This is a genomic window from Serratia liquefaciens (genome assembly GCF_027594825.1).
Classification (GTDB): Bacteria; Pseudomonadota; Gammaproteobacteria; order Enterobacterales; family Enterobacteriaceae; genus Serratia; species Serratia liquefaciens_A.
In genome coordinates this window covers 5,299,892-5,325,319 of sequence record NZ_CP088930.1, presented here as the reverse complement: position 1 = coordinate 5,325,319, position 25,428 = coordinate 5,299,892, and the positions used below count along the sequence as shown (strand labels likewise).

The 25,428-nt window shown below is 53.7% G+C and carries 25 protein-coding genes; 14 read left to right on the top strand and 11 right to left on the bottom strand.

Features of this window, described 5'->3' with window-relative positions:
* Positions 1–33: 33 nt before the first annotated feature.
* Positions 34–3,120, top strand: a complete 3,087-nt coding sequence (locus LQ945_RS24730; protein WP_270101963.1) for a DUF4214 domain-containing protein — start codon at positions 34–36, stop codon at positions 3,118–3,120.
* Positions 3,121–3,217: 97 nt separating this feature from the next.
* Here LQ945_RS24730 and tyrS read toward each other — a convergent pair whose 3' ends face one another.
* From tyrS to anmK, 4 genes are all read right to left on the bottom strand, one after another.
* The gene (gene tyrS / locus LQ945_RS24725) at positions 3,218–4,492 is read right to left on the bottom strand and encodes a tyrosine--tRNA ligase (protein ID WP_262241601.1); all 1,275 of its coding nucleotides are present in this window, start codon (positions 4,490–4,492) and stop codon (positions 3,218–3,220) included.
* Between the two features lie 139 nt (positions 4,493–4,631).
* Positions 4,632–5,285 carry a pyridoxamine 5'-phosphate oxidase gene (gene pdxH / locus LQ945_RS24720; protein WP_270101962.1) on the bottom strand — a complete coding sequence of 218 codons (654 nt, stop codon included), beginning with the start codon at positions 5,283–5,285 and terminating at the stop codon, positions 4,632–4,634.
* Positions 5,286–5,371: 86 nt separating this feature from the next.
* Entirely contained in the window at positions 5,372–5,674 is a 303-nt protein-coding gene (locus LQ945_RS24715; protein ID WP_044550652.1) for an MliC family protein, read from the bottom strand.
* A gap of 45 nt (positions 5,675–5,719) precedes the next feature.
* Entirely contained in the window at positions 5,720–6,841 is a 1,122-nt protein-coding gene (gene anmK, locus LQ945_RS24710; RefSeq protein ID WP_270101961.1) for an anhydro-N-acetylmuramic acid kinase, read from the bottom strand.
* Positions 6,842–7,210: 369 nt separating this feature from the next.
* On the opposite strand from anmK, the gene LQ945_RS24705 reads away from it, so the two are divergent.
* Positions 7,211–7,675 carry a glycine zipper 2TM domain-containing protein gene (locus tag LQ945_RS24705; protein WP_270101960.1) on the top strand — a complete coding sequence of 155 codons (465 nt, stop codon included), beginning with the start codon at positions 7,211–7,213 and terminating at the stop codon, positions 7,673–7,675.
* Positions 7,676–7,761: 86 nt separating this feature from the next.
* Here the strand turns inward: LQ945_RS24705 and slyA are convergent, their stop codons facing one another.
* A complete protein-coding gene (gene slyA, locus LQ945_RS24700; protein ID WP_153860626.1) occupies positions 7,762–8,196 on the bottom strand; it encodes a transcriptional regulator SlyA in 435 nt (144 codons plus the stop codon).
* Positions 8,197–8,376: 180 nt separating this feature from the next.
* Between slyA and LQ945_RS24695 the strand changes: the two genes are divergently transcribed.
* Genes LQ945_RS24695 through LQ945_RS24685 form a run of 3 tightly spaced genes read left to right on the top strand, consistent with a single transcriptional unit; the run spans position 8,377 to position 11,517 of the window.
* Positions 8,377–8,613 carry a DUF1656 domain-containing protein gene (locus LQ945_RS24695; RefSeq protein WP_104410897.1) on the top strand — a complete coding sequence of 79 codons (237 nt, stop codon included), beginning with the start codon at positions 8,377–8,379 and terminating at the stop codon, positions 8,611–8,613.
* Positions 8,614–8,616: 3 nt separating this feature from the next.
* Complete coding sequence (locus LQ945_RS24690) at positions 8,617–9,474, top strand: HlyD family secretion protein (RefSeq protein WP_262242472.1); 858 nt, start codon at positions 8,617–8,619, stop codon at positions 9,472–9,474.
* Positions 9,475–9,483: 9 nt separating this feature from the next.
* Entirely contained in the window at positions 9,484–11,517 is a 2,034-nt protein-coding gene (locus LQ945_RS24685) for an FUSC family protein (RefSeq protein WP_270101959.1), read from the top strand.
* Positions 11,518–11,523: 6 nt separating this feature from the next.
* On the opposite strand, the gene sodC is transcribed toward LQ945_RS24685, so the two are convergent.
* A complete protein-coding gene (sodC, locus tag LQ945_RS24680; protein WP_044550636.1) occupies positions 11,524–12,048 on the bottom strand; it encodes a superoxide dismutase family protein in 525 nt (174 codons plus the stop codon).
* A 241-nt stretch (positions 12,049–12,289) separates the two neighbouring features.
* On the opposite strand from sodC, the gene LQ945_RS24675 reads away from it, so the two are divergent.
* A complete protein-coding gene (locus LQ945_RS24675) occupies positions 12,290–14,137 on the top strand; it encodes a polyurethanase (protein ID WP_270101958.1) in 1,848 nt (615 codons plus the stop codon).
* Between the two features lie 58 nt (positions 14,138–14,195).
* Here the strand turns inward: LQ945_RS24675 and LQ945_RS24670 are convergent, their stop codons facing one another.
* From LQ945_RS24670 to LQ945_RS24660, 3 genes are all read right to left on the bottom strand, one after another.
* Entirely contained in the window at positions 14,196–15,092 is an 897-nt protein-coding gene (locus tag LQ945_RS24670) for an aldo/keto reductase (RefSeq protein ID WP_270101957.1), read from the bottom strand.
* Between the two features lie 99 nt (positions 15,093–15,191).
* Positions 15,192–15,431, bottom strand: a complete 240-nt coding sequence (locus LQ945_RS24665) for a DUF1289 domain-containing protein (RefSeq protein WP_044550629.1) — start codon at positions 15,429–15,431, stop codon at positions 15,192–15,194.
* Positions 15,432–15,452: 21 nt separating this feature from the next.
* Positions 15,453–16,382 (bottom strand): LysR substrate-binding domain-containing protein, encoded by a 930-nt coding sequence (locus tag LQ945_RS24660; protein ID WP_270101956.1) that lies wholly within the window; start codon positions 16,380–16,382, stop codon positions 15,453–15,455.
* A gap of 141 nt (positions 16,383–16,523) precedes the next feature.
* On the opposite strand from LQ945_RS24660, the gene LQ945_RS24655 reads away from it, so the two are divergent.
* The 4 genes from LQ945_RS24655 (at position 16,524) to LQ945_RS24640 (ending at position 20,863) form a co-directional block, all read left to right on the top strand.
* Entirely contained in the window at positions 16,524–17,165 is a 642-nt protein-coding gene (locus LQ945_RS24655; RefSeq protein ID WP_270101955.1) for an NAD(P)-dependent oxidoreductase, read from the top strand.
* A gap of 149 nt (positions 17,166–17,314) precedes the next feature.
* A complete protein-coding gene (gene eptA, locus LQ945_RS24650; RefSeq protein ID WP_044550622.1) occupies positions 17,315–18,952 on the top strand; it encodes a phosphoethanolamine transferase EptA in 1,638 nt (545 codons plus the stop codon).
* A gap of 104 nt (positions 18,953–19,056) precedes the next feature.
* On the top strand, positions 19,057–19,677 hold the full coding sequence (locus LQ945_RS24645; RefSeq protein WP_044550621.1) for a TetR/AcrR family transcriptional regulator: 621 nt from the start codon (positions 19,057–19,059) through the stop codon (positions 19,675–19,677).
* An 88-nt stretch (positions 19,678–19,765) separates the two neighbouring features.
* Entirely contained in the window at positions 19,766–20,863 is a 1,098-nt protein-coding gene (locus LQ945_RS24640; RefSeq protein ID WP_270101954.1) for an alkene reductase, read from the top strand.
* A gap of 80 nt (positions 20,864–20,943) precedes the next feature.
* Here LQ945_RS24640 and idi read toward each other — a convergent pair whose 3' ends face one another.
* Positions 20,944–21,483: an isopentenyl-diphosphate Delta-isomerase gene (idi, locus tag LQ945_RS24635; RefSeq protein ID WP_262242479.1), complete on the bottom strand. Its 540-nt coding sequence runs from the start codon at positions 21,481–21,483 to the stop codon at positions 20,944–20,946.
* Positions 21,484–21,807: 324 nt separating this feature from the next.
* Here idi and gloA point away from each other — a divergent pair, with 324 nt between their 5' ends.
* Complete coding sequence (gloA, locus tag LQ945_RS24630; RefSeq protein WP_041414525.1) at positions 21,808–22,215, top strand: lactoylglutathione lyase; 408 nt, start codon at positions 21,808–21,810, stop codon at positions 22,213–22,215.
* Positions 22,216–22,294: 79 nt separating this feature from the next.
* Positions 22,295–22,975: a ribonuclease T gene (gene rnt, locus LQ945_RS24625; protein WP_020826674.1), complete on the top strand. Its 681-nt coding sequence runs from the start codon at positions 22,295–22,297 to the stop codon at positions 22,973–22,975.
* 70 nt (positions 22,976–23,045) lie between these two features.
* On the opposite strand, the gene LQ945_RS24620 is transcribed toward rnt, so the two are convergent.
* Entirely contained in the window at positions 23,046–23,393 is a 348-nt protein-coding gene (locus LQ945_RS24620; RefSeq protein WP_182822411.1) for a Grx4 family monothiol glutaredoxin, read from the bottom strand.
* 415 nt (positions 23,394–23,808) lie between these two features.
* On the opposite strand from LQ945_RS24620, the gene LQ945_RS24615 reads away from it, so the two are divergent.
* Positions 23,809–24,627 carry a C40 family peptidase gene (locus tag LQ945_RS24615; protein WP_262242480.1) on the top strand — a complete coding sequence of 273 codons (819 nt, stop codon included), beginning with the start codon at positions 23,809–23,811 and terminating at the stop codon, positions 24,625–24,627.
* Between the two features lie 193 nt (positions 24,628–24,820).
* Positions 24,821–25,399 (top strand): superoxide dismutase [Fe], encoded by a 579-nt coding sequence (gene sodB, locus LQ945_RS24610; protein WP_270101953.1) that lies wholly within the window; start codon positions 24,821–24,823, stop codon positions 25,397–25,399.
* Positions 25,400–25,428 lie beyond the last annotated feature (29 nt).

Below are 25,428 nucleotides of genomic sequence, written 5' to 3'. Positions count from 1 at the left end.
GCTGGATATTTCCTTTACACGCAAGGTTACCTCATGAGCTTATTGACGTTACAACAAGATGTCGCCATTCTTTTTTATTCCACACTCGGAAAAAAAGCAGATGAAAAAGCATTGACCTATTTCGCCAGACAGCTTGAAAAAGGCACTTATACTCAGAGTGAATTGGCTGCCAAGTTTATCAACTCTCAAGATGGCCAACATCGTTACGATGGTCTGTCAACCAGCCAAAAGGTGCAGTACATCTATCAAAATACCAATGGCGCGCCGCCGGATGCTGCAACCTTAAGCTCTCTGGCCGCACAAGTCGATGCAGGCAAAACATTGGGCAGTCTGACCACAACGTTAATTAACGAAACTAAAAATTATGACGGTCAAGATGTAACATCCCTGAACCAACAGAAGCATCTCGAAATCATCATCAGCACTACTCTGTACCCATCACAAATAGAACTGCCCTCTCAGCTTTCAGCTGCAGAAAATGTGCAAGGCATGTTTTACTTGCTCGGTAGTATGATCAACTCCGCCGCCATCGATTACTGGAGTGGAGTTTTAGACAGTGGTAAAAAAACCGCCGTAGAAATGGCCAACTATTTCGTCTCCCTCAAAGGTTACATCAGTTCACTCAATAACGAAGATTTTGTGCAGAAGATTTTTTCACAAGCCTTTGGCACCTTCGCCAGCAACAGTGAACTGCAAAAATATGTCACCAGCTTGAACGACGGGAGTGAAACACGGGGCGACGTCATGATGCGCATGATGAACGACATCAGAAATGACACCAGCCACGATGTAGCAAGACAGAACTTTACTGCCGCAACCCATGTTTATGCTTCTGGCGAGTTTCCTCCGGCTAAATATGCCGAAGTCGTCATGTCACTTTACCTGACGGTCGCCGGAGTCTCTGCCGATGCCACTGCGATTGATTCTTTTAGCCGACTGCTCGTAGGGGGCAAAACGCAAGCAGAAGTACTCAATATCTTATCCAAAACAGACCTATTCCGTAATGCCGGGGACTATCAGTCCATTTATATGAAGCTCTATGGCAGTCCGCTCGACAGCATTTCCGCGCAGGCAATCCTGCTGAAGGCAGGTAACGACAAGATCAAGGCTACCTCACTTATCATCGATGCCTTCCGTGAAGGGAAATATCCTCTGGACAATCACCCCAGCCCCCCTCCCGCTAACCTGCTGCATGAATATGAGGTGAATTTAGGAACTGCATTAGGCTATCAAAAGATGTTTAACGGTAGTTTCACGCTTTCCGACAGCGGTAAGCTGATGGCGGATATCAACACCCGCACGCTCCATGAAGTTACCTATGCAGAAATGGCTTCACTGACCTCATTGAACCAGTTGAATATCAACGCCAATATGAATATTGCGGTGGATTTAAACCGGTTGCCACTAATGAATACCAATAAAATCGTACTTTCCGGCGACTATGCCACCAGCGCAAAAGTTCTTGATTCATTAGGTAGCAAGTACGCGGTTGATCTGTTGCTTAATGAAACAAACATCGCTAATGCTGATGCAACGCAGCAGATAAAGGCCACAAATGCAATGATTGAGGCAGGAACCGACCTCAGTAACGCAAAAATCAATCTTTTATTAAACAACCAATTATACTGGGAAGGAAATAGCATAAACGGGGGAGCCAATCATATCAGCGACAGTTTCCTGGCCCAGAGCGATCTCCAAGACAACAACACAAACTCAATGATATCGGCAAATTTCATTACCAAGTCGATTTATTTAACCAGCAATAGTACGGGGGGGACCGATGGAAGTATCGTAAGTAATATCAACCAGTTCCTGTACTTTTCCCTTATCGACCTCACCCACTATAGCGGCACCGGCAATATTTATATGAACGGACAGTTAGTGGCGACGGAAGGCAACAAAGTTTTTGATTTTGGCGTGATTGACCAACAGGCCACGATCTTTAACCAAACCTACAGCAATGTCAGTATGCTTCAACAATCTGACCGCGCACAAACGCATTTTGGTAACTATACAGGCTCCCAAGGCGCGATCATTTCCGCCTATTCCGGCGAACTGACCCTTATCAACGTCAGCAATTCTTATCTGTATGTTAACGGTGATTTGACCAATCAAAGCCGCGTACACGTGTATGACTCGCTTCAAAGTGACAAATCATTTTCTCTTGCGTTGTCAGAGGCCGCGACTGAAATACGCAACATCGATATGGGTACATTCAGCCTGACGTCAACACATAAAGACACACTGCAAATCTCCATGACTCACGCATCAACCCACTCAGTAGAGCGTGCTTTAACGTTGAGCGGAGGAGAAAACCATATATCAACGCTGTTGCTCTCAGGCCTGACGACCAGGCCGGATATGCTGCTAAATCTGACAATCAAATCGGATTTCGGGGATAATCTGCAAACCATTACCGGCATCGATGCCTCTATGGGGCCCGTATACTCCGAAATAGATCTCAACCTGGTCTCGGAAAAAAGTGGTACTGGCGGTGGCAGCTTTTACAACACGCTTAACGCTCTTGCCAACAAAAGTGATTTTAGCCATATCATCGACGATCTGACCGGATACCAGCTCAAGGTCGCCAACACCGGCTTGACCGTACATTCGGCCAACGTCAAAGGCAATACCACTCTGGACACTACACGAGCGCTAACCTTTACCGACAGTACTATCGATAGCATGGTCACCTTGAATGGCGGTTATCAAAACAGCATCATTACCGCCGGTGATACCGGCAATCAATGGATTTTCTCCAAGACAGGTGACAAAAGCGCCACGCTGTATGGCAGCGCTACTACGGAAGCTGAGATCAAGAATGCATTTACCGGTCTGACAGCAACCGACAACGCCCACGACCTGTTCTCACAGGTACTGGCTAATATGACCCATGGAGCCAGTACCAATAACCTGTCCGAAGTTGGTTTGCTGAAGCTGGACAAGTCGGTTTATGTCATTGTGGACAAAAACCATAACCAGACGTTTGATGCGGATGACATTGTATTTTCGATTGGCAATCAGGACCCTTACTTGGCTGCGGTGAGCCTGCACTACAAAGCGCCGGCAATCACTGTTAACGGTGCTGCTGAGAGCCACTTAGCTGAGGCGATAGCATAATAATTGGCTAATCTCCGCTAACCAGGTCCACAGTCTGATGAAGTAAAAAGCCCGGAGGTCTGGACTGCACCCCGGGCTTTTTTTCAATCCAAAGAGATTACTGCCAATCTACCAGGCAGTAATGTTTTTTGCCGCGGCGCAGCAGCGTATAACGGCCGAACAGGCGATCGGCGTCGCTGAAGGTGTATTCGGCGTTAGACTGCTTCTCACCGTTGATGGTCACCGCGTTGGAGCCAATCATGGTGCGAGCCTGGCCGCGTGAAGGTACCAGCTCGGCATTCACCAGCGCCTGTTGCAGATCGGCGTCGCCATCGAGCTTGATGGTCGGCATGCCGTCCTGCGCCAACTGAGCGAAGTCTGCTTCAGTCATGTCGTGCAGCGCACCGGAGAACAGGCTCTGGGTGATGCGCTTGGCCGCAGCCAAACCTTCTGTCCCATGCACCATGCCGGTCACTTCTTCTGCCAACACATACTGGGCACGCGGTGCCTTGCCGCTGTTCTTGTCTTCTTCTTCCAGCGCGTTGATTTCGGCCAGATCCATAAAGGTGAAGAACTTCAGGAAGCGGTACACGTCGGCGTCGGCGGTGTTGATCCAGAACTGGTAGAACTTGTACGGGCTGGTTTTTTCAGGTGCCAACCAGACTGCGCCGCCTTCGGTCTTGCCGAATTTGGTGCCGTCGGCCTTGGTGATCAAAGGCACGGTCAGGCCGAACACCTGCTGCTGATGCATGCGGCGGGTCAAATCGATACCAGAGGTGATGTTGCCCCACTGGTCGGAGCCGCCGATCTGCAGCTCAACCTGATGACGGTTGTACAGTTCGGAGAAGTCGAAACCCTGCAGCAGGTTGTAAGAAAACTCGGTGAACGAGATGCCGGAATCGTCACGGTTCAAACGCTGCTTCACCGCTTCCTTGTTGATCATCTGGTTGACGGAGAAGTGCTTGCCGATATCACGCAGGAAGGTCAGCACGTTCATGCCGCCGAACCAGTCGTAGTTGTTGGCGGCTACCGCGCTGTTGCTGCCACAGTCGAAATCCAGGAACGGAGAAACCTGTTTGCGGATTTTTTCCACCCACTCGTTCACGGTATCGGTGGTATTCAGCTTACGTTCAGCCGCTTTGAAGCTCGGATCGCCGATAAGTCCAGTGGCGCCCCCCACCAGCGCAACCGGTTTGTGGCCGGCAAGCTGGAAACGCTTCAGGCACAACAGAGGAACCAGATGGCCCAAATGCAAGCTGTCAGCGGTCGGATCGAAACCGCAATACAGTGCAATTGGCCCTTGCGCCAGTCGCTCTGCTAACGCTTCCTCATCCGTAACCTGGGCAACGAGGCCCCGCTCTTGCAGTTGTTTAATCAAGTTGCTGCTTGCCATCAATGACTCCATGTATAAACGAATGCACCTTTGTCGGTACACGACCTTTCGCCCACTGGCGAAATATAAAATTCAGAATAACGCATAGAATAAAGCGCCGGCGACATCAGTGCCAGCGCTTAAGGGGGATTTTCGGTCTTCAGGGCGCCAGTCGGTCAATTTTCCAGTCATTCCCGTCCCGTTGATACAGGAAACGGTCATGCAGACGGTGGGCACCGCCCTGCCAGAACTCGACGGAATCGAAATTGACCCGGAATCCGCCCCAGAAACTCGGCAGCGGCACTTCGCCCTGTTGGAATTTTTGCTTAAGCTCGAGGAATTTGCTCTCCAGCACGCCGCGTGTGGAAATACGCGATGACTGCTGTGACACCCAGGCACCGATTTGGCTGTCTTTCGGCCGGCTGGCAAAGTACTTCATCACTTCGAAAGTCGACAAACGCTCCGCCTTACCCAGGAAAATTACCTGGCGGTCAAGCATGTGCCACGGGAACAACAGGCTGATATGCGGGTTATTCGCCAACTGCTGCGCTTTGCGGCTACCGAGGTTGGTGAAGAACACCAGCCCTTTGTCATCCACATGCTTGAGCAAGACAATGCGCTGGTAGGGTTGGCCGTTTTCATCCACCGTCGCCACACACATGGCGGTAGGATCGGCAAGGCGCGCGTCGCAGGCCTGTTTCAGCCACTTTTCGAACAGCTCAAGTGGATTGGCGGTCAAATCGTTACGACGCAGACCGCCACGGGTGTATTCACGGCGCAGGTCCGAAACATCAAATTCATTATTTTCAATCATTCGGTGATCAACCAACTGAAAAATCGTGATTCTATTCTGCGCCAGCGGCGTCAGGATCTCAATGATCTGACACCGCAATCGCCGGATCAATTCGCCAGCGTACAGTCGCTCATGATCACTTTGCCATTACGCTCGAGGTAAGCATTTTGGCCTTTCGACCAGAAGGTGTATTTACCGTCGCTGTATTTTGCGCCGGTCATGGCCAGCACCTGTTTCAGTTTCAACTGTTCGCCGTCCATCAGCAGGCTGACGGTGCTCTCCTTGCCGTCCAGCGCCACCGTCAGCGGCGTGGTGCCACACTGATAATGCAGAGTCTGGCTGTTTTGCGGCAGAACATAGCTGCAACCGGCCAACGCCAGTGCACCGGCGGCAATAATGATTTTTTTCATGCTGTTGCTCCTTAGGAAAATCTGTCGATTTCTATCCTAACAGAGCTAACGGCCCCCTAAAGGCAAAACCGGATAAATCCCACCCAGCAGGGTTTCACGACTGGCACCGGTGACCGAAGGCAGGTTGCCGGACTGACCGGACAAGGTGCGAAACGCCAGCCAGGCGAAGGCCAAAGCCTCCATATCGTCACCGCTGATGCCAAAATCGTCGGTCAGGCTCACCTCGGTGCCGGGCAGTAGCGCCGACATCCGCGCCATCAGCAACGGGTTACGCGCCCCGCCGCCACAGACCAGCAAACGCTCACAACCACCCGCCAACTGAACCTGCTCGCAAATGGTCACCGCCGTCAATTCCGCCAGCGTGGTTTGTACGTCAACCGGCTTGACTGCCGGCAGCCCCGAAAGCTGGTTCTCCAGCCAGGCGGCGTTGAAATACTCACGGCCGGTGCTTTTCGGCGCCGGCAGGGCGAAGTAAGGATCCGCCAGCATCTGCTGCAACAATGGCAAACAGACACGCCCTTCCATCGCCCAGCCACCGTCTTTATCGTAAGGCTGAGCGTGATGGCGCCAGATCCAGGCATCCATCAGCATATTGCCCGGCCCGGTATCGAAACCGCGCACCGGTGCCCCCGGCAACAGCATCGAAAGATTGGCGATGCCGCCGATGTTCAGCACCATGCGGCGCTCCACCGGATGCGCCAGTAATGCCTGATGGAAGGCCGGTACCAGCGGTGCGCCCTGGCCGCCGTAGGCCATATCACGCCGACGAAAATCCCCCACGGTGGTGATATTGGTCAGCGCCGCAATACGGTTATTGTCACCCAATTGCATAGAAAAACGCGCGTCGCCTTCTGGCTCGTGCCAAACCGTCTGACCATGGCAACCGATGGCGGTGATATCCTGAGCCGCAACGCCGGTTTGTTTCAGCAGCCCCAGCACTGCCTCGCCGAACAGGGTGCCAAGCTGCGCATCCAGCCGCCCCACCGCAGCAAGCGTGGTTTGCTGCCCCTGGCACATACCGAGAATATCCTGCTTGAGCTTGATCGGCATCGGATGGCTGTAGCTGGCCTGCTGCGCCACCATTCGTCCGTCTATCGCGGCAAGCACCACGTCGACGCCATCCAGACTGGTGCCGGACATAACACCTATATAGCGGCCTGACTTCATAGCAACATCCTTTACCCTGTGCGGGGAAGCAAATTTTTGACCCAACAAATAAACCAGAATTAAAAAATTAACGCCATGAATTCTGATGTTTTTTTTCACCTCTGTGAACGATGCGCCTGTTTTTTTGCCTGCTTTCCCGCTGAGCCGTCACCGCTAAACAATCGCTCAACGTGCAACGGAATTTCTCACGGCGCTGTTATAAAGCTAAACCACCGTTTATTATTGGTTGAACAGCGCAAAGTTAAGCTGCGTGCAGTAGCGGGTCATGGTGATGTACGTGCGTTTGAGCCATACTTTGTCTATCATTTTCATTGAATCTGGCCTGGTAAGGTTCCCCAGGTTATGGACTACTATCAACAGGAGTTTTATATGATCAAGCGTCTTCTCGTCGTTGCCATCGCCGCAGTTACGCTGGCAGGGTGCGCCAATGATTCCATGTCCGGCGACGTTTATACCGCTTCACAGGCCAAGCAGGTTCAAACCGTGACTTACGGCACGCTGGTTTCTGTTCGCCCGGTCAAAATCCAGGGCAGTGAAACGTCGAATACCATTGGTGCCATTGGTGGGGCGGTACTGGGTGGTTTCCTTGGTAACACCGTCGGCGGCGGCACCGGTCGCAGTCTGGCAACCGCAGCCGGCGCAGTAGCCGGTGGCGTGGCGGGTAACAGCATCGGCGAAGCCGCCGGCCGTGCCTCAGGCTACGAGCTGGAAATCAAGACTGACCAGAAAGAGAACATCGTGGTGGTTCAGAAGGCAGGCGCAACCAAGTTCAGCCCAGGTCAGCGCGTTCGTATGGCTCGCACCGGCGACACCATTACCGTATCGCCACTGTAAGCGCTACGCGTAGGGTAAAACCGGAGGCTTTAGGCCTCCGGTTTCATTTCCGATGCTGTGAAATCTAATCGAATAAAAAGAAATTCTTATTGTTTGTTTTGCAGTTCAGTGATGTTTTGTTCAAGCTTGCCAATCAAACCAACCAACTGTTGTACTTCATCTGTAGTAATACCGCTCAGAATTTCGCCCCGCGTAGAGCTGATGACGCTGTCCACCTCCCGGATGATGGGATCGGCCGCTTCAGTCAGTTTGATACGCTTTGCACGCCGGTCATTGGCGCAGGTATGGCGAGTAATCAACCCCTTCTCTTCCAGTTGGTCCAACGTACGAACCAATGACGGTTGCTCAATACCGATCGCTTTAGCCAGTTGGATCTGCGACTGCTCCGGCGGCAAACGATTGATGCTGTGCAAGGTTACCCAGTGCGTTTGCGTGAGCGCCAGCGGCTTGAGCCGATGATCGATGAGCGCGCGCCATACACGAACTAATCGTGCTAAATCTGAACCTAATGTTGACTCCACTTACCCCTCCTTATAATTAGCATGCTAACATACCCTCCCAGAGCTTAGACTATTTTGAGTAACTCACATTAAAAACACAAATGTATATAATGTATATTGTGGAAATAGCCACCATTTTGATCAGTTATTGTTTATTCTCTATGCAACCGCTCAACATATTCACTCACTGGGATTGTTAATGTGAATACTTCATGGCTTCATGCCTCGTCCCCGCTACCCGATTTGGTGCTGGGCGCCTCGCTTTATTTTCCGCCCCTATTTAAGGCTGTTTTGCTCGGCCTGATTTTATGGCTACTGGTACACCACCTGTTGCGTGACTGGATTTATTCCGGCGAAATTTGGCATCCCATGCTGATGGATTTGTCTATTTTCGTCATCGCCGTCAGCGGCTCCCTGTGGCTTTTAGCAAGTTGGTAACTGATGACGCATAAAACATTAAAATATTTTTCTACGGTAATCGTCTGCGCCATTGCCATCTGTGCCGGTTGGTGGTTATGGAATTACTATATGCAATCCCCCTGGACCCGCGATGGAAAGGTGCGCGCCGAACTCGTCAATATCACACCAGAAGTTTCTGGAAGATTAGAGAAAATAACCGTTCATGACAATCAGTTCATACCTGCGGGAAGTCTGATTTTTACGATCGACCCGGTGCCATACCAGATTGCGCTCGACAATGCTGAGGCCGCGTTAGCAAAAGCGCAGTCTGACCTGGCCAAGGCCGATCATGAGGCGGCTCGGCGCCGTGGTCTGCCGCAAAATGTTATTTCAGCGGAAGATATGGACGAATCGAATTTAGCGGCACAGGCAATGAAAGCCGCGTATAAAGCCGCGCAAGCTAATCTGGAACAGGCAAAATGGAATTTAAGTAAAACTAAAATTTATGCCCCTACCGATGGCTATATCACCAATTTACAAACGCGCGTGGGTAACTACGCCAGCGTTGGCTCACCGCTGGTTGCGCTGGTTGATGTGCACTCGTTTTATGTGCTCGGTTATTTTGAAGAAACCAAGCTAAAACATATAAAAGAAGGCAATAAAGCGGACATCGTTTTATATAATGGCAACATTCCGCTTCAGGGCGAAGTTGAGAGTATCGGCCGCGCCATTTACGATCAAAGCGTCGAAAGCAGCAGCGATTTATTAATGGACGTAAAACCTAACGTGCCCTGGGTTCGTTTGGCACAACGCGTGCCGGTACGGATAAAACTGCTGAATGTCCCGGCTGATTTACCCTTGGTCGCGGGCACCACCTGCACCATCTCGATTCATCAGTAAGGCTAACGTGTGAACCTGCCTTTTTTGGAATGGAAACGCACCCCTTGGGGAAAAGCCACCGGCGGACAATGGCGTTATGCACTGCGCAATTCGCTGGCGATGTGCCTGTCGCTCTGGGTCGCGTTCGTTCTCAATCTTGACGAGCCTTACTGGGCGCTGACATCGGCAGCGGTAGTCAGCTTCCCCACCGTCGGCGGCGTGATCAGCAAAAGCATCGGCCGGGTTTTCGGCAGCCTGGTCGGCGCGGCGGCATCGGTGGCCATCGCCGGGCACTGCCTGAACGATCCCTGGCTGTTCACGCTGTTTATCGCCGCCTGGATCGGCCTGTGCACTTACATTTCAAACCACTATCAGAACAACGTTTCCTACGCCTTTGCGCTGGCGGGCTACACCGCCGCCATCATCGCCTTCAGCACCGTCAACGTGACGGACACTCAACAGATCTTTGATATTGCCCAGGCGCGCGTTTGTGAGGTCATCACCGGTATTCTGTGCGGCGGTTTGATGATGATGATCCTGCCCAGCACCTCTGACGGCGAAGCCTTGTTAACCTCGCTGCGGCGCATGCACCTGCGGTTATTGGAACATGCCGCGATGCTTTGGCAGCCGGAAATCACCGTGCAGATGCGTACCTCGCACGAAGGGGTTATCGGCCAAATCCTGACCATGAACCTGCTGCGTATACAGGCCTTCTGGAGCCACTACCGGCTGCGTCGACAGAATAATCTGCTTAACTATATGCTGCACCAGCAGCTACGCATCACCAGCGTGATCTCAAGCCTGCGCCGCATGCTGCTGAACTGGCCGGACCGCCCGGCCAACCTGGCCAGCGTGCTGGATCAACTGCTGACCGAACTGCGTAACCCCGAGACTGACAAGTACCGTTTGGCGCGTCTTTTGCAGCAAATCGCGCCGCAAGATCCTGCTGATTACCGCCATCGCGCCTTCTGGCTGCGTCTGCGCCATTTCTGTTGGCTGTATCTGGGCGCCAGTCGCTGGTTGCAGCGCCTGGAAAGCGCCACGCCGGTCAGCAATATCCAGCCGCCCCGAGCGACCTCTTTGGCTCGCCACACCGACAGCTACGAAGCAGCCTATAACGGCCTGCGCACCTTTTTATGCATTGTCATCGGTTGCGCTTACTGGATTAACACCCAATGGGACGCAGGCAGCTCGGCCCTGACGCTGATCGCCATCAGCTGCGTGCTCTACTCTTCCACGCCGTCCCCCATCAGCAGCATCACCACCCTGCTGAAAGCGGTGCTTTTGCTGTCGATAGCCTGCTTTGTTGTGAAATTTGGCCTGATGATTCAAATTGATGATTTTTGGCTGTTCTGCGCCTTTCTGTTCCCGGTGCTGGTGACAATGCAGATGTTCAAGCTGCAACACCCCTCCTACGCAGCACTCTGGGGCCAACTGATCGTATTTATGGGCTCTTTTCTCTCCGTCACCAATCCACCGAGCTACGATTACCAGTCCTTTATCAATGACAGCATCGGCAAAATTGTCGGGGTATTGCTGGCGGGTCTGGCATTCCAGATCTTGCGGCCCAGCTCGGACAAGCGCAAAAGCCGGCGCATTATCCGCGCTCTGCGGCGCGACTTTATCGATCAGCTAAGCAAAAAGCCGCAGCAAAGCGAGAGCCAGTTTGAATCGTTGATTTACCACCGCATCAGCCAACTGAATCAAAGTCAGGATCAAGAAGCGCGCAGCTGGTTATTGCGCTGGGGCGTGGTGCTGCTCAATTGCAGCCATATCGTTTGGCAACTGCGTGACTGGCAAACCCGATCCGATCCACTCTCCGCGGTGCGAGACGTCTGTATTCACTGCCTGCGGGGTATCATGACGGAGAAAGGCGTGCAGCACCGTTCGCTGGACGCCAGCCTGCAAGAACTGCAGCGAATGAGCAATACTCTGGCGCACCACCCTGAACAGGCGGCGCGCGATCTGGCAGGTTTGATTTGGCGGCTTTACTGTTCGCTGCAGCAGCTACAGCAGGCGATTGCCCCTGTTGATAGCGCAGCGGCGACATCCACCGCCCGCTAACTGATGTTATGACTTAATCACGCCGCAGGCGAAGCGTTCGCCTCCGCCACCCAGGGGTTTGGGATGATCGGAGTGATTATCGCCACCGGCGTGCACCATCAGTGCCTTGCCGCTGATTTCACTGATTTTCTTCAGCCGAGGTGCCAGTACCGGATAGCTGGCCATGCCGTCGTCGGTCACGTAAATGGCCGGCAAATCGCCCAAATGACCGTCGGCATACGGTCCAAGGTGCTTACCGGTTTTTTGCGGGTCAAGATGTCCGCCGGCCGCCAACGCCGCGACGGCCTTGCCGTCCTTCATGCCTGGTTCGCAGCTGCCGTTCTCATGAACGTGAAAGCCGTGCACACCGGCCGGTAAGGCTTTAAGTTGCGGTGTAAACAACAACCCATAAGGGGTTTCGCTGATCGTCACCTTGCCAATATCCTGACCAATTCCCTGTCCGGTCACCAGATTCATGTCAACATCCACGGTTGCCGCCTGAGCGACTCCGCAGGCCATCAGACCGAAGGCCGCATACCAATAATGTTTCATCAATCAATCTCCTTGAAGTCTCTGTGAGTGTTCAAGTATAGGGGAATGTGCGGCGTCACCGCTCAAAACACACACAATTTTGTCGATCAAATTCGCATTCTCAATAATTAGTACTAATAATAATTCTACCGATGTCAGTCCTCTGACCAGCTGGCATTTGGCGTACTCTGTTCACCTACACTCGCTGCAACAGCTACCCAAAGATTAACCCGGCAATGCAGCAAATTCATAAGGAACTGATATGGGAATCTTTAATTATCAAGGTCTCGATGAGGCGAAATCCAAAACGTTATTTACCGACGCCATGGCGATTTCCACCTACGCCTATCACAATATCGATAATGGTTTTGACGAGGGCTATCACAGCTCCGGTTTTGGCCTGGGCTTGCCCTTCACGCTGGTGACCGCGCTGATAGGCAGCACGCAATCTCAGGGTGGCCTACCCGGTATTCCCTGGAATCCCGACTCGGAACAAGCGGCGCTGGCAGCGGTAAATAACGCTGGCTGGTCATTGATAAGCGCAGACCAACTAGGCTATCAGGGCAAAACGGATGCCCGCGGCACCTATTACGGTGAAACGTTCGGCTACACCACGGCACAGGCTGAAGTGCTGGGAAAATACGACAGCGAGGGTAATCTCACCGGCATCGGCATTGCTTTTCGCGGCACCAGCGGCCCGCGCGAATCTCTGATCACCGATACCATCGGCGATTTGGTCAATGACCTGCTGGCCGGTTTCGGCCCGAATGGCTATGCCGATAACTACAGTCTGAAAGCCTTCGGCACCCTGCTGGGGGATGTGGCCAAGTTCGCCCAGGCGCACGGGCTGAGTGGGGATGACATTACCATCAGTGGCCATAGCCTCGGCGGCCTGGCCGTGAACAGCATGGCGGCGCTCAGCGACGGCAATTGGGGGGGCTTCTATGCGCAGTCCAACTATGTCGCCTTTGCTTCTCCTACCCAATACGAAACCGGCGGCAAAGTGATTAACGTCGGTTACGAAAATGACCCGGTATTCCGCGCGTTGGACGGTACAACGCGCACCTCTGCAACGCTGGGCGTACATGACGCACCGCAAGACTCCGCCACCAACAACATCGTTAATTTCAACGACCACTATGCCTCCGCCGCCTGGAATATTCTGCTCTTCTCGATCCTCAATATTCCAACCTGGTTATCTCACCTGCCGTTCTTTTATCAGGACGGGTTGATGCGGGTATTGAATTCAGAGTTCTACTCGCTGACCAGCAAAGACTCGACGGTGATCGTTTCCAACCTTTCTGACGTCACCCGCGGCAATACCTGGGTGGAAGACCTCAACCGCAACGCCGAGCAACACAGCGGCCCAACCTTTATTGTCGGCAGCGACGGCAATGACCTTATCAAGGGCGGCACTGGAAATGATTATCTCGAGGGCCGTGCCGGCAATGACACATTCCGTGACGATGGCGGTTTTAATATTATTTCCGGCGGTGAAGGCCATAACACCCTGGATTTGCAGCATGCATTGAAAAACACCGAGGTCGCGTACGACGGCAATACGCTCTATTTGCGCGATGCTGACGGTGGCATCACCCTGGCTAACTCGATCGGCACGCTGAAAAGCAAAGAGTCGTCACTGTTGATTTTCACCAAAGAGGTTGATCACCAGGTGACCGACAACGGCTTGCTTTCCACCAAGGGGCTGACCGCCTATGCCAGTTCGGCAAACGGCACCGCGGCCGATGACGTTCTGACTGCTAAAGAGTCCGGCTCCTGGCTCTTCGGTTTGGAGGGAAATGACCAGCTGTTTGGCGGCAAAGGCAATGACGTGTTCGTCGGCGGCGCGGGTAACGACGTTATGCACAGCCAGGGTGGCAGCAATACCTTCCTGTTCAGCGGCGACTTCGGTCAGGATCTGATTTACGGTTATCAGGCGCAGGATAAGCTGGTGTTTATCGGTACCGAAGGCAGCAGCTCGGGCGGTAATTATCGCGATTTTGTTTCCGAGGTGAACGACAACCTGGTGTTTAACTTTGGCGGCAATACGGTCACTTTAGTTGGGATCGGATTCGATAGCCTGTCGGACGGCCAAGTGGTACTGGCCTGAACACCGGGGCATTAACGTTAAAAACGGGCGGCCGAGGCTGCCCGTTTTATCGTGCCGCTTAAGGTACGTCGTAACCCAGCGCTGCTTTGCGGATACGGAACCACTGTTGACGATCCAGCGTCAATTGCTGCGCCTTCAATGCCGAACGCACGCGTTCAATCTTGCCGGAGCCGATAATCGGCAACGGTGCCGACGGCAGTCGCATCACCCAGGCGTAGACCACCTGTTCGATAGTGTCGGCCCCTATTTCCTTCGCCACCGCCTGCAACTCATCGCGCAGCGGCTGGAACTCGGCGTCGCTGAACAGACGTCCGCCCCCCAGACAAGACCAGGCCATCGGCTTGATGCGCAACTGCTGGCACTGATCCAGCGATCCATCCAGGATACTCGGCTGGTGAATCGGTGAAATCTCCAGTTGATTGGTCACCAACGAGAATGGCAGCCGCGATTGCAGCAACGTAAATTGCGCCGGTGTGAAGTTGGAAACACCGAAGTGGCGCACTTTGCCACTTTGGTGCAGAGACACAAAGGCCTCGGCGACCTCATCGGCATCCATCAGCGGATCCGGGCGGTGGATCAACAACAGGTCAAGATAGTCGGTATGAAGATGTGCCAACGAACGTTCCGCGCTGTAAACGATATGTTCGCGGTCGGTGATGTAATGGCCGATGGCGTTGCCCGGTTTGGCCGTAGTGGCGATACCGCATTTGGACACCAGCTCCATCGACTGGCGCAATGACGGCTTCAAACGCATCGCTTCGCCAAAAGCCTGTTCGCAGGCATAGCCGCCGTAAATATCCGCGTGATCGGCAGTGGTCACGCCCAGCTCGATATGCTGCTCAATGAACGCCAACAGCTGTTGTGGCGACATGCCCCACTCCATCAAACGCCAGTATCCGCAAATCATGCGGGAAAATTCAGGCCCCTGCGGCGCGAGTTGAATACGGTTTACCATTATTGAAACCTCATGACAGTGTTTGATGCCAGCATACACAAGCGGATAACGACGTGGAAAGGGGAAAGCCGCGCTAACGTGCGGCGGATCGGCTACCGGTCAAAATAGCGACGGCTGTTCGGGTTGCGGTTCTTCAGGCTGTTTGTTGGCTCGCTGCAGACGCAGGAAGCGTTGGTGGCACAGACGCAATACGTCCCGCTTTTGCGCATCGCTCATTTGCATCCAGCCAAAACGTTCCTCGCGGCTGCGCAAGCAGCCACGGCAAAAACCTCGATCGTCGGCCTGACAGATGCCACGACAGGGGCTGGGGATGTCAAAAAACTCAAGCTGCTGCGGCACGCGTCCTCCTGCTGTCTCTTGCTAATTGAAGACGCCATTGGCGCCGCTGGCAAGTGACTTTTCGGTATGGCGCCGAAAATAGTCGCGTAAGTAACGTAGCGCCTGACGATTTTTCTCCGGCATTGCCCGTTCGAGCGTCATCGCATGCAGCCGCGACGCTACCGGGCGCCATTCTGGCATCAGTTGAATCAGCTCGCCGCGTTGCAGTTCATCTTCAATTTCGTATAAAGGCTGACTCGAGATCCCCAGACCGCTGCGGGTAAACGCGCGTATTACGGTCATGTTGTCGCTGACGATTTGCCCTTCCGACAGACGCAATTTAAGCTGCTGGCCGCTCTGGTGGTGCAGCTCCAGATACGCGCCGCTGAAAACCCCCGAGATCCACCGGTGTTGCACCAGGTCTTGCGGTGTCTCCGGCACACCATGCTGGCTGAGATAGCGAGGAGCGGCACACAGCACCATTGGCCACTCGGCCAGCGGGTGGGCGATCATATTGGCATCCGCCAGTTGGCGATTCACCCGCAGTGCGATATCGATACGCTGATCGATCATATCGACGATCCGGTCGTCTGCCAGCACCTTCAGCGTCAGTTTGGGGTGAGCCTGCAACAGCGGCGCCAGCGCCTCCGCCAACGGGCGACCACCGATACCGATGGTCGTCGCGATGCGCAATTCCCCCACCAGCGTATCGCGCAGTTCCGCCAGACGCTGTTCCGCCTGTTGCGCCTGAAACAGCATGGCTTCACAGCCGGGATAGAAGGCCGCCCCTGCCTCGGTGAGGGCCAGGCGCCGCGTGGACCGATGCAACAACGGCACCCCCAGCGTTTTCTCCAGCGACCGCATATGCTGACTGACCGCCGACGGCGTCATGCCCAGCCGCCGTGCGGCACCGGCCAGCGAACCTTCCGCCACTACGGTGGCGAATACCGCCATTCGATTCAATTTATCCATGATTATGAAGTTTTACTTAATCAAGAAAGCATGAATATGGCACTAATCAGCTCGATTGTTAAGTACTACAGTGTCTATAGCCGCTCAGGTCAGCCTGAGCAGAGAGATAACATTGAATCCCTTCCTGACAGGAGCAAACAGATGAAAGTAGCCATTATTGGAGCAACAGGTTTTGTAGGCCGCCGCGTGCTGGACGAAGCGCTGGCGCGTGGACTGCAAGTTACGGCGATTGCCCGTCAGCAAAAAGACCTGCCGGAGAACGCCAACCTGAGCATAGCTTTGGGCGACGTCGCCGATACCGAATGGCTGGCGAAACAGCTGTCCGGGCAGGACGCGGTGATCAGCGCTTATAACCCAGGCTGGGCGGAAGATAACCTCTACGAAAAAACCAGCCGGGGCGCACAGCAAATCCTGGACGCGGTTAAAAAAGCCGGTGTTAAACGCCTGTTGGTGGTGGGAGGTGCCGGCAGTCTGGAGGTCGCGCCGGGCGTTGAATTGGTAGACACGCCGGAATTCCCGGAAAATATCCGTCCAGGTGCTCGTGCAGTGCGTGATTTACGCAACAAACTGCGCAACGACTCGTCCCTCGACTGGACCTATTTGTCGCCAGCCGCCCTACTGGAGCCCGGCAAGCGCACCGGCCAGTTCCGCCTCGGCACCACCCAGCTGTTGATGAACGGCCAGGCGCCAGCCGGTATCTCGGTGGAAGATCTGTCGGTCGCCATCATCGACGAAATTGAAAAGCCGCAGTTTATCAAAGCGCAATTTACCGCCGCTTACTGATCGCATCGCCAGACCGACCCCCGGTCTGGCGACCTTATTTCTAAACCAAAACTGAACGACTCCGCCACCATTCTGAATCTCTAAGGTTTTCTTAAGTTTCATCCTGTAAATTTCAGCGCATTACTTAATAGCAGGACTTAGATTTGGCAATGTGGTTACGTCAACGCTTACAGTGCAACAGCCTGGGTTTTATCCTCGCCAGCGCCTTGTTCTTCACTCTGTTCCAGAACGCGTTATTCCTTCATAAGGCCTGGTCGTATATCAGCTTCGATAACGTCCACAGCGTTATTTTCGCGGCCACCATGCCGGTCGTGATTTTTTGCGCGTTGAATATCATCTTCAGCGTGCTGACCGTGCCCTTCCTGCGCAAACCGCTGATGATTTTCTTCCTGCTCGGCAGCGCGGCCGCCAACTACTTTATGTTCAGCTATGGCGTGGTCATCGACGGCAACATGATGCAGAACGCCTTCGAGACCAACCCGCAGGAGGCCACGGCACTGCTGACACCTCGCATGGGGCTGTGGCTGGTGTTGCTCGGTATTGTTCCGGCGGTGGTGGTCTGCTTCACCGAGATCCGGAAAACCCGCCCCTGGTGGTACATGGCCGGGCTGCGAGCCGCCAACGTGATGCTTTCCGTGGTGGTGATCCTGATTATCGCCGCGCTGTTTTATAAGGACTACGCTTCGCTGATCCGCAATAACAAAAGCGTAGTGAAAATGCTGACGCCTTCTAACTTTGTCGCCGGCACCATCAAGTTTACCCAGCAACGGTACTTCACCCGTAACCTGCCGCTGGTGAAAATCGGTGAAGATGCTCGCAAAGGACCGCTGATAGCCTCACAGCAAAAGAAAACCCTGGTGATCCTGGTGGTGGGCGAAACGGCGCGCGCCGAGAATTTCTCGCTCGGAGGCTATGGCCGCGAAACCAACCCGCGCCTGAAACAAGACAATGTGACCTACTTTAAAAACGCCAGCTCCTGTGGCACCGAAACCGCCATATCCGTCCCCTGCATGTTCTCCAACATGCCGCGCAAGGATTACGATGCGACTCTGGCTACGCATCAGGAAGGCGTACTAGACGTACTGGCCCATGCCGGTGTTAACGTGCTGTGGCGTGAAAATGACGGTGGCTGCAAAGGTGCCTGCGATCGCGTACCGCACGTAGACATGACCAAGCTGAAACTGCCGCAGGATTGCGACGGTGATGTGTGCATGGATAATGTGTTGCTGTACAAGCTGAACGACTACATCAACAGCCTGAAAGACGACGGCGTGATCGTACTGCATCAGATGGGCAGCCACGGGCCGGCCTATTACCGCCGCAGTACGCCAGAGTTCCAGAAGTTCTCGCCGACCTGCGACAGCAATCAGATTCAGGATTGCACCCACGAGCAGTTGGTCAATACCTATGACAACTCTCTGCTGTATACCGATGCCATGCTCGACGACACCATCAAGCTGCTGCAGCAGTACAGCGACAAGTTCAACACGGCGCTGGTGTACCTTTCCGACCACGGCGAATCATTGGGTGAAAACGGCATGTACCTGCACGGCACGCCCTATGTCTTCGCCCCAAGCCAGCAGACCCACGTGCCCTTCCTGATGTGGATGTCTGCGGACTATGAGCGCAACTTCAAAGTTGATCGTCAGTGCCTGAACACCCTGGCGGAAAAAGACGAGGTGTCGCAGGACAACCTGTTCCATACCATGCTCGGTATGTTGAACGTGCAAACTCGCGAGTATCAGCCGCAGTTGGACATCCTGCAACGCTGCCGCAGCGGGGCATAAAGACTTAACTTCTTCACCCTGCTCGGGCAAAATACCTTTCATCGCAACCGGCGTCCTAACGCCGGTTTTTTTTATTGCTCTTGACCTAGACCGATCGGTCTATTATGCTGACAACCATTATGACTAAACATGCGCATTGCCCGACAGACACCCGTGAACATTTGCTCGCCACCGGCGAGACGCTCAGCCTGCGCCTTGGTTTTACCGGGATGGGCTTAAGCGAGCTGTTGAACACGGCCGGGGTGCCGAAAGGCTCGTTCTACCACTACTTCCGTTCGAAGGAAGCCTTTGGAGAAGCGATGCTGCAGCGTTATTTCGAGCATTACGATGCGGAAATGAAACAGCTGTTTGCCGACGATAAGAGCGATGCGCGTCATCAGTTGCTGAGCTATTACGCCCAGGCAATCAGCTACCACTGCCGTAGCGAATGCCACAATGCCTGCCTGGCGGTGAAGCTTTCCGCCGAGGTGAGTGATTTGTCAGAGCCAATGCGGCATGCGTTGGAAACCGGAACCGCCCGGGTGATTGCTCACCTGCAGGATGCGATTGAACGCGGTATCCGTGAAGGCGCCCTGTCGATTGCCATGAGCCCGGCAGCAACAGCAGAAACGCTGTATTCGCTGTGGCTTGGCGCTTCGCTGCGTGCCAAAATCCGCCGTTCGGTCGCTCCGTTGACCAGCGCGCTGGAAAGTATTGAATTGCTGTTGCGTCCACCGCAACCTTAAACGAAACACCCTGATTTTATCGAAACTTGCCCTGCGGGGCGGTTTTATCTCATTACTAGTCGACCGGTCTATTAATATAGGATGCACTATGAAGATTGAAAAGCTGTTCTCCCCGTTGAAGGTTGGCGCTGTCACCCTGCCAAACCGCGTGTTTATGGCCCCACTGACGCGGCTGCGCAGCATTGAGCCCGGCGATATCCCTACTCCGTTAATGGGCGAATATTATGCTCAGCGCGCCAGTGCCGGCCTGATCGTCACTGAAGCCACTCAGATTTCTTTCCAGGCGAAAGGCTATGCCGGCGCTCCGGGGCTGCACACCCCAGAGCAGATCGCCGCGTGGAAAAAAATCACCCAGGCGGTACACGATAAGAATGGCCATATCGCCGTTCAACTGTGGCACGTGGGCCGTATTTCCCACAACAGCCTGCAACCGGGCCAGCAGGCACCGGTGGCCCCTTCTGCGATCAATGCCGACACCCGCACCACCGTACGTGACGAAACCGGTGCCTGGGTACGAGTGCCGACCTCTACCCCACGAGCGCTGGAAACCGAAGAGATCCCGGGGATCATTAATGATTTCCGTCAGGCCACCGCCAACGCGCGTGAAGCCGGCTTTGATTTTATCGAACTGCACGCGGCGCACGGCTATCTGCTGCACCAGTTTATGTCGCCGGCGTCTAACCAACGTATCGACCAATACGGCGGTAGCATCGAAAACCGCACTCGCCTGACTTTGGAAGTGGTTGACGCAAGCATCGCCGAATGGGGTTCAGAACACATTGGCATCCGTATTTCACCGCTGGGTCCGTTCAACGGCCTGGATAACGGGGAAGATCAGGAAGAAGCGGCGCTGTATCTGGTGGAAGAGCTGAACAAGCGCAATATCGCTTTCCTGCACATTTCCGAGCCCGACTGGGCCGGCGGCAAGCCTTATTCTGACGCCTTCCGTGACTCGGTGCGCGCCCACTTTAAAGGCGTCATCGTCGGTGCCGGCGCTTATACCGCCGAGAAAGCAGAAGAGCTGATCAACAAAGGCTTTATCGATGCGGTGGCCTTCGGTCGTAGCTATATCGCCAACCCAGATCTGGTAGAGCGCTTGAAGCAAAATGCTGCGCTAAACGAACCTCAGCCAGAAACCTTCTATGGCGGCGGTGCTGAGGGTTACACCGACTACCCGACGCTGTAAGAATGCGACAAACAAAATAAGAACGCCCGCCGGTATGCGAATGCCGGCGGGCTTTTGTCGTTTATCGGTTCGGGGGCAATTTAACGGGAGACCAACTGTCTCCAACGGTCAATCTCAGCGGCGTCGATATTATTCATTATGCTGCGAAACCAAACGGTAAATTTATCAGGGTCATTTTTTAGCTCCTGGGTTAATTGCCGAATATCGACCCACAACCAGCTGTGGGCTTCTTCAGGATCCTCTTGCGGTTCACCGTCAAACAAGCCCACGTAAATATGATCAAATTCGTGCTCAATTAAATCGCCTGGCACTTCCGCGCGGTAGGTAAAACTCGATACCTTCAGTAGCTCAGTGCAAAAGCCCATCTCTTCCTGTAACCGCCGCTGTGCGGCCGCCTGCGTCGCTTCACCCCAACGCGGGTGACCGCAGCAGGTGTTGGTCCACAACCCGGCAGAATGGTATTTACTGAAAGCCCGCTGTTGCAGCAGCAGTCGGCCCTGGCTGTCAAAAATAAAAATTGAAAACGCCCGGTGCAGTAATCCCTGCTGGTGCACCAGCGTTTTGGTTTGTGACCCCACGGAATTATCTTCGGCATCCACCAGAATCAGCATTTCGTCCATTGATGATCTCCTTCGGCAGTAGCCATCATTCCGCACGGGAAAAAACAAAAAAACATATTAACCAGATCCAAATGTATAAATTGAGGCCATCCGCCTGAGTCTGGATCGCTATCCGACCCTGCTGTTCCTTGCGGGGGGTATAGTACCTATTTCCATCAACCATAGGGCACATACTGTGCGATTGCCATTAATAAGGTGACAATGTCACTCCAACTCTCCCGCTCCCGCCCCGGCATACATTGAAATCCCTTATGCGGCAACGCTATACTGAATTTCGCTTCAATCCATCCGCCATTGGCAACGGCACATCCAATCAGAGGAATTATGCGCTTACTCCATACCATGATCCGCGTCGGTGACCTGCAACGTTCCATCGACTTTTATACCAAGGTATTAGGCATGCGCTTGCTGCGTACCAGCGAGAACCCGGAATACAAATACTCGCTGGCGTTTGTGGGCTATACCGATGAAAGCGAAGGTGCGGTGATTGAACTGACCTATAACTGGGGCACCGACAGCTACGAAATGGGCAGCGCGTTTGGTCATTTGGCGCTGGGCGTCGACGATGTCGCCGCAACCTGTGACAGCATCCGCAACGCCGGTGGCAAGGTTACTCGCGAAGCCGGACCGGTAAAAGGTGGCACCACGGTGATCGCCTTTGTTGAAGACCCGGACGGTTACAAGATCGAACTGATCGAGAACAAACATGCCGGGCATGGTCTGGGCCACTGAGGTCGATTAAGGGCGCTTCCTGCGCCCTTATTTTTATCTGCGTGATAACCGCCTGCAACCGGGCGCAAAATTTGCCATAATGCGCGCTGCATTCGATGAAGATAAGAAACTGATGGCCGAAAAAAGTGATCTTAACGCCCTGAGTGGCCGTTTTCGTGGGTTTTACCCCGTAGTCATAGATATAGAAACTGCCGGATTTAATGCCAAAACCGACGCGCTGCTGGAGATTGCCGCCGTTACGTTAAAAATGGATGAAAACGGCTGGTTGCAGCAGGACGAGACCCTGCACTTCCACGTGGAACCTTTTGAAGGCGCCAACCTGCAGCCGGAAGCGCTGGCCTTTAACGGCATCGACCCAAGTAACCCATTGCGCGGTGCGGTCAGTGAGCACGATGCGTTGCACGCTATTTTTAAAGCCGTGCGCAAGGGCATCAAGGATCGTGGCTGCAACCGGGCAATCATTGTGGCGCACAATGCCAATTTTGATCACAGCTTCCTGATGGCGGCCGCAGAGCGCGCCAGCCTGAAACGCAACCCGTTCCACCCCTTCGCCACCTTTGATACTGCGGCGCTGAGTGGGCTGGTACTGGGGCAGACGGTGCTGGCCAAAGCCTGCATCGCCGCCAATATCCCGTTCGACAGTTCTCAGGCGCACTCAGCCCTGTATGACACCGAGCAAACCGCTTTGCTGTTCTGCGAGCTGGTCAACCGTTGGAAACGCCTGGGTGGCTGGCCACTGGCGGTCGAAAACACCGACTAAGACAAAAAAATCGGGCGGCCCAGTCTTCACTGGTGCCGCCCGATGGAACCCAACAGTAAAACCGAGCCGATTATGGCTGCTGGTCTTCCTGCTGTTTGTACTTCTCTGCCGTTTCTTTGATCAGCTGCTGCAGTTCGCCGCGCTGATACATTTCGATGATGATATCGCAGCCGCCTACCAGCTCACCGTCGACCCACAGCTGTGGGAAGGTCGGCCAGTTGGCGTATTTAGGCAACTCGGAACGGATGTCCGGGTTCTGCAGAATATCAACGTAGGCAAAGCGTTCGCCACAGGCAGACAGCGCCTGCACGGCTTGCGCAGAGAAACCGCAGTTTGGCAATTTCGGTGAACCCTTCATGTACAACAGAATCGGGTTCTCAGCGATCTGGTGCTGAATTTTTTCAATCGTCGTCGTCATTGTATTGCTTCCTCAAGCCAAGTCTTATGGCTACAACATGCATCACACCGGCCATTGTAGCGGCTGGAACAGTCGCAAGAAAACGCCATCTTTTGCAAGGGCATTTCCCCGTAGTCAGTCGCGTCTTACCGGCAAAGCCTTTCCGGTCAAAACATATGCGCAGAATAACATTTTTAATCTGGCCATTTCACTAATATATTTTGTCATCAAAATGCGCCGCTAAATAATCCCGCCGACGGTGATTGTCTTTTTTTTATACATCAACGGTTTGATTTTTCGGCAAAAAAAATGCCATTAACGTTTTCTCACAATATGGATTATCATTTATGAGTTCTTCGCTGTTTTATATGGCGAAATTCGGGAATACTGTCCTTCTTTCGATATCTGTTCCGGGGCCAAGGTTGGTAACGTCGACATGCGTTTAATTCTTACGCTTTTTGTGCTGTTGTTTACACAGCTATTCTTCAATCTGGCGCATGCTGCGCCGCAGGGACGCATTGCCGCCGAGCAGCGCAAGAGCCATGTCAACGAAGCCCGGCCCGATGACCGCAAGAAAAAGAAAGCGGTAAAAGCCAGCAAAAAAGCCAAAACCACCACCCCGCAGAAAACCGCCAAGCTTTCCAAAGCCAAAACGGAAAAAACCGCTAAAAAGATCGTCAGCGCCAAATCGAAAGGCAAAACTCAGAAAATAGCTAAAATCAAAGTTACCCCGCCGAAAAAGGGTTACAAAAAAGGCTATGGTCGCCACCGCGAAGCCGGTATGGCTACTGCGAAGTTGGTGCGTGATGATAAACCCTTGAAGCTGACTCCAGCGCACAAAAAACGCTACCAGCATGCCAAGCAAACCGCGATGGCCAAGCTGATGGACCAAATGGGCAAGCCTTACCGCTGGGGCGGTACTTCGCCAAGAACCGGCTTCGACTGCAGCGGCCTGATTTACTACGCGTATAAAGACGTGGTGAAAATCAAAATGCCGCGCACCGCCAACGAGATGTACCACCTGCGCGACGCCGCGCCGATCAAGAGAAGCGAGCTGGAAAGCGGTGACCTGGTGTTCTTCCGCATTAATAACCGCGGCGTAGCAGACCATGTTGGCGTTTATCTGGGCAACGGCAAATTCATTCAGTCACCGCGTACCGGTGAAGAAATTCGGATCAGCCAGCTCGACAATGACTACTGGCAAAACCATTACATCGGCGCTCGCCGTGTAGTAACACCGAAAACCATTCGATAAACTCCTTCGCGGCTGGCCTGTCCAGCCGCACTCCCCTGACTGATTTTCCTGCTGTCCCTAAAGCACCCAATCCTTTAGCCCGCCCCACTGTATTTCATCGCGAAAATTGCTAAGCTAAATACCCACAATAAAAACAGGTCAATTGCATTTCCGTTGCTCTGACGGAAAATTGGCACTGTACAAGGAGGAAGCAATGTCGTTTGAACTGCCCGCACTACCTTATGAAAAAAACGCCCTCGAACCGCACATTTCGGCAGAAACCCTGGAATACCACTATGGCAAGCATCACAACGCCTACGTGGTCAACCTGAACAATCTGCTGAAAGGCAGCGAGTTTGAAGGTTCCTCCCTTGAAGCCCTCATCAAGGCTTCCAGCGGCGGCATCTTCAACAATGCGGCCCAGGTATGGAATCACACCTTCTATTGGCACTGCCTGTCACCTCAGGGCGGCGGAGAGCCTCAGGGCAAATTGGCCGCGGCGATCAACCAGGCTTTTGGTTCTTTTACCGCCTTCCGGGAACAATTCAGCGACGCCGCGGTGAAAAACTTCGGCGCAGGCTGGACCTGGTTAGTGGAAAGGCCGGATGGCTCGCTGGCGATTGTTAATACCTCGAACGCGGCCACGCCGTTGACCGGTGAAGACAAACCGCTGCTGACCGTCGACGTTTGGGAACACGCCTACTATATCGATTATCGCAACGCACGACCGACCTACCTGGAAAACTTCTGGGCGCTGGTTAACTGGGCATTTGTGGAGGAAAATCTGGCGTAACGCGGGGGAAAGTACAACCAGGCGTAGCG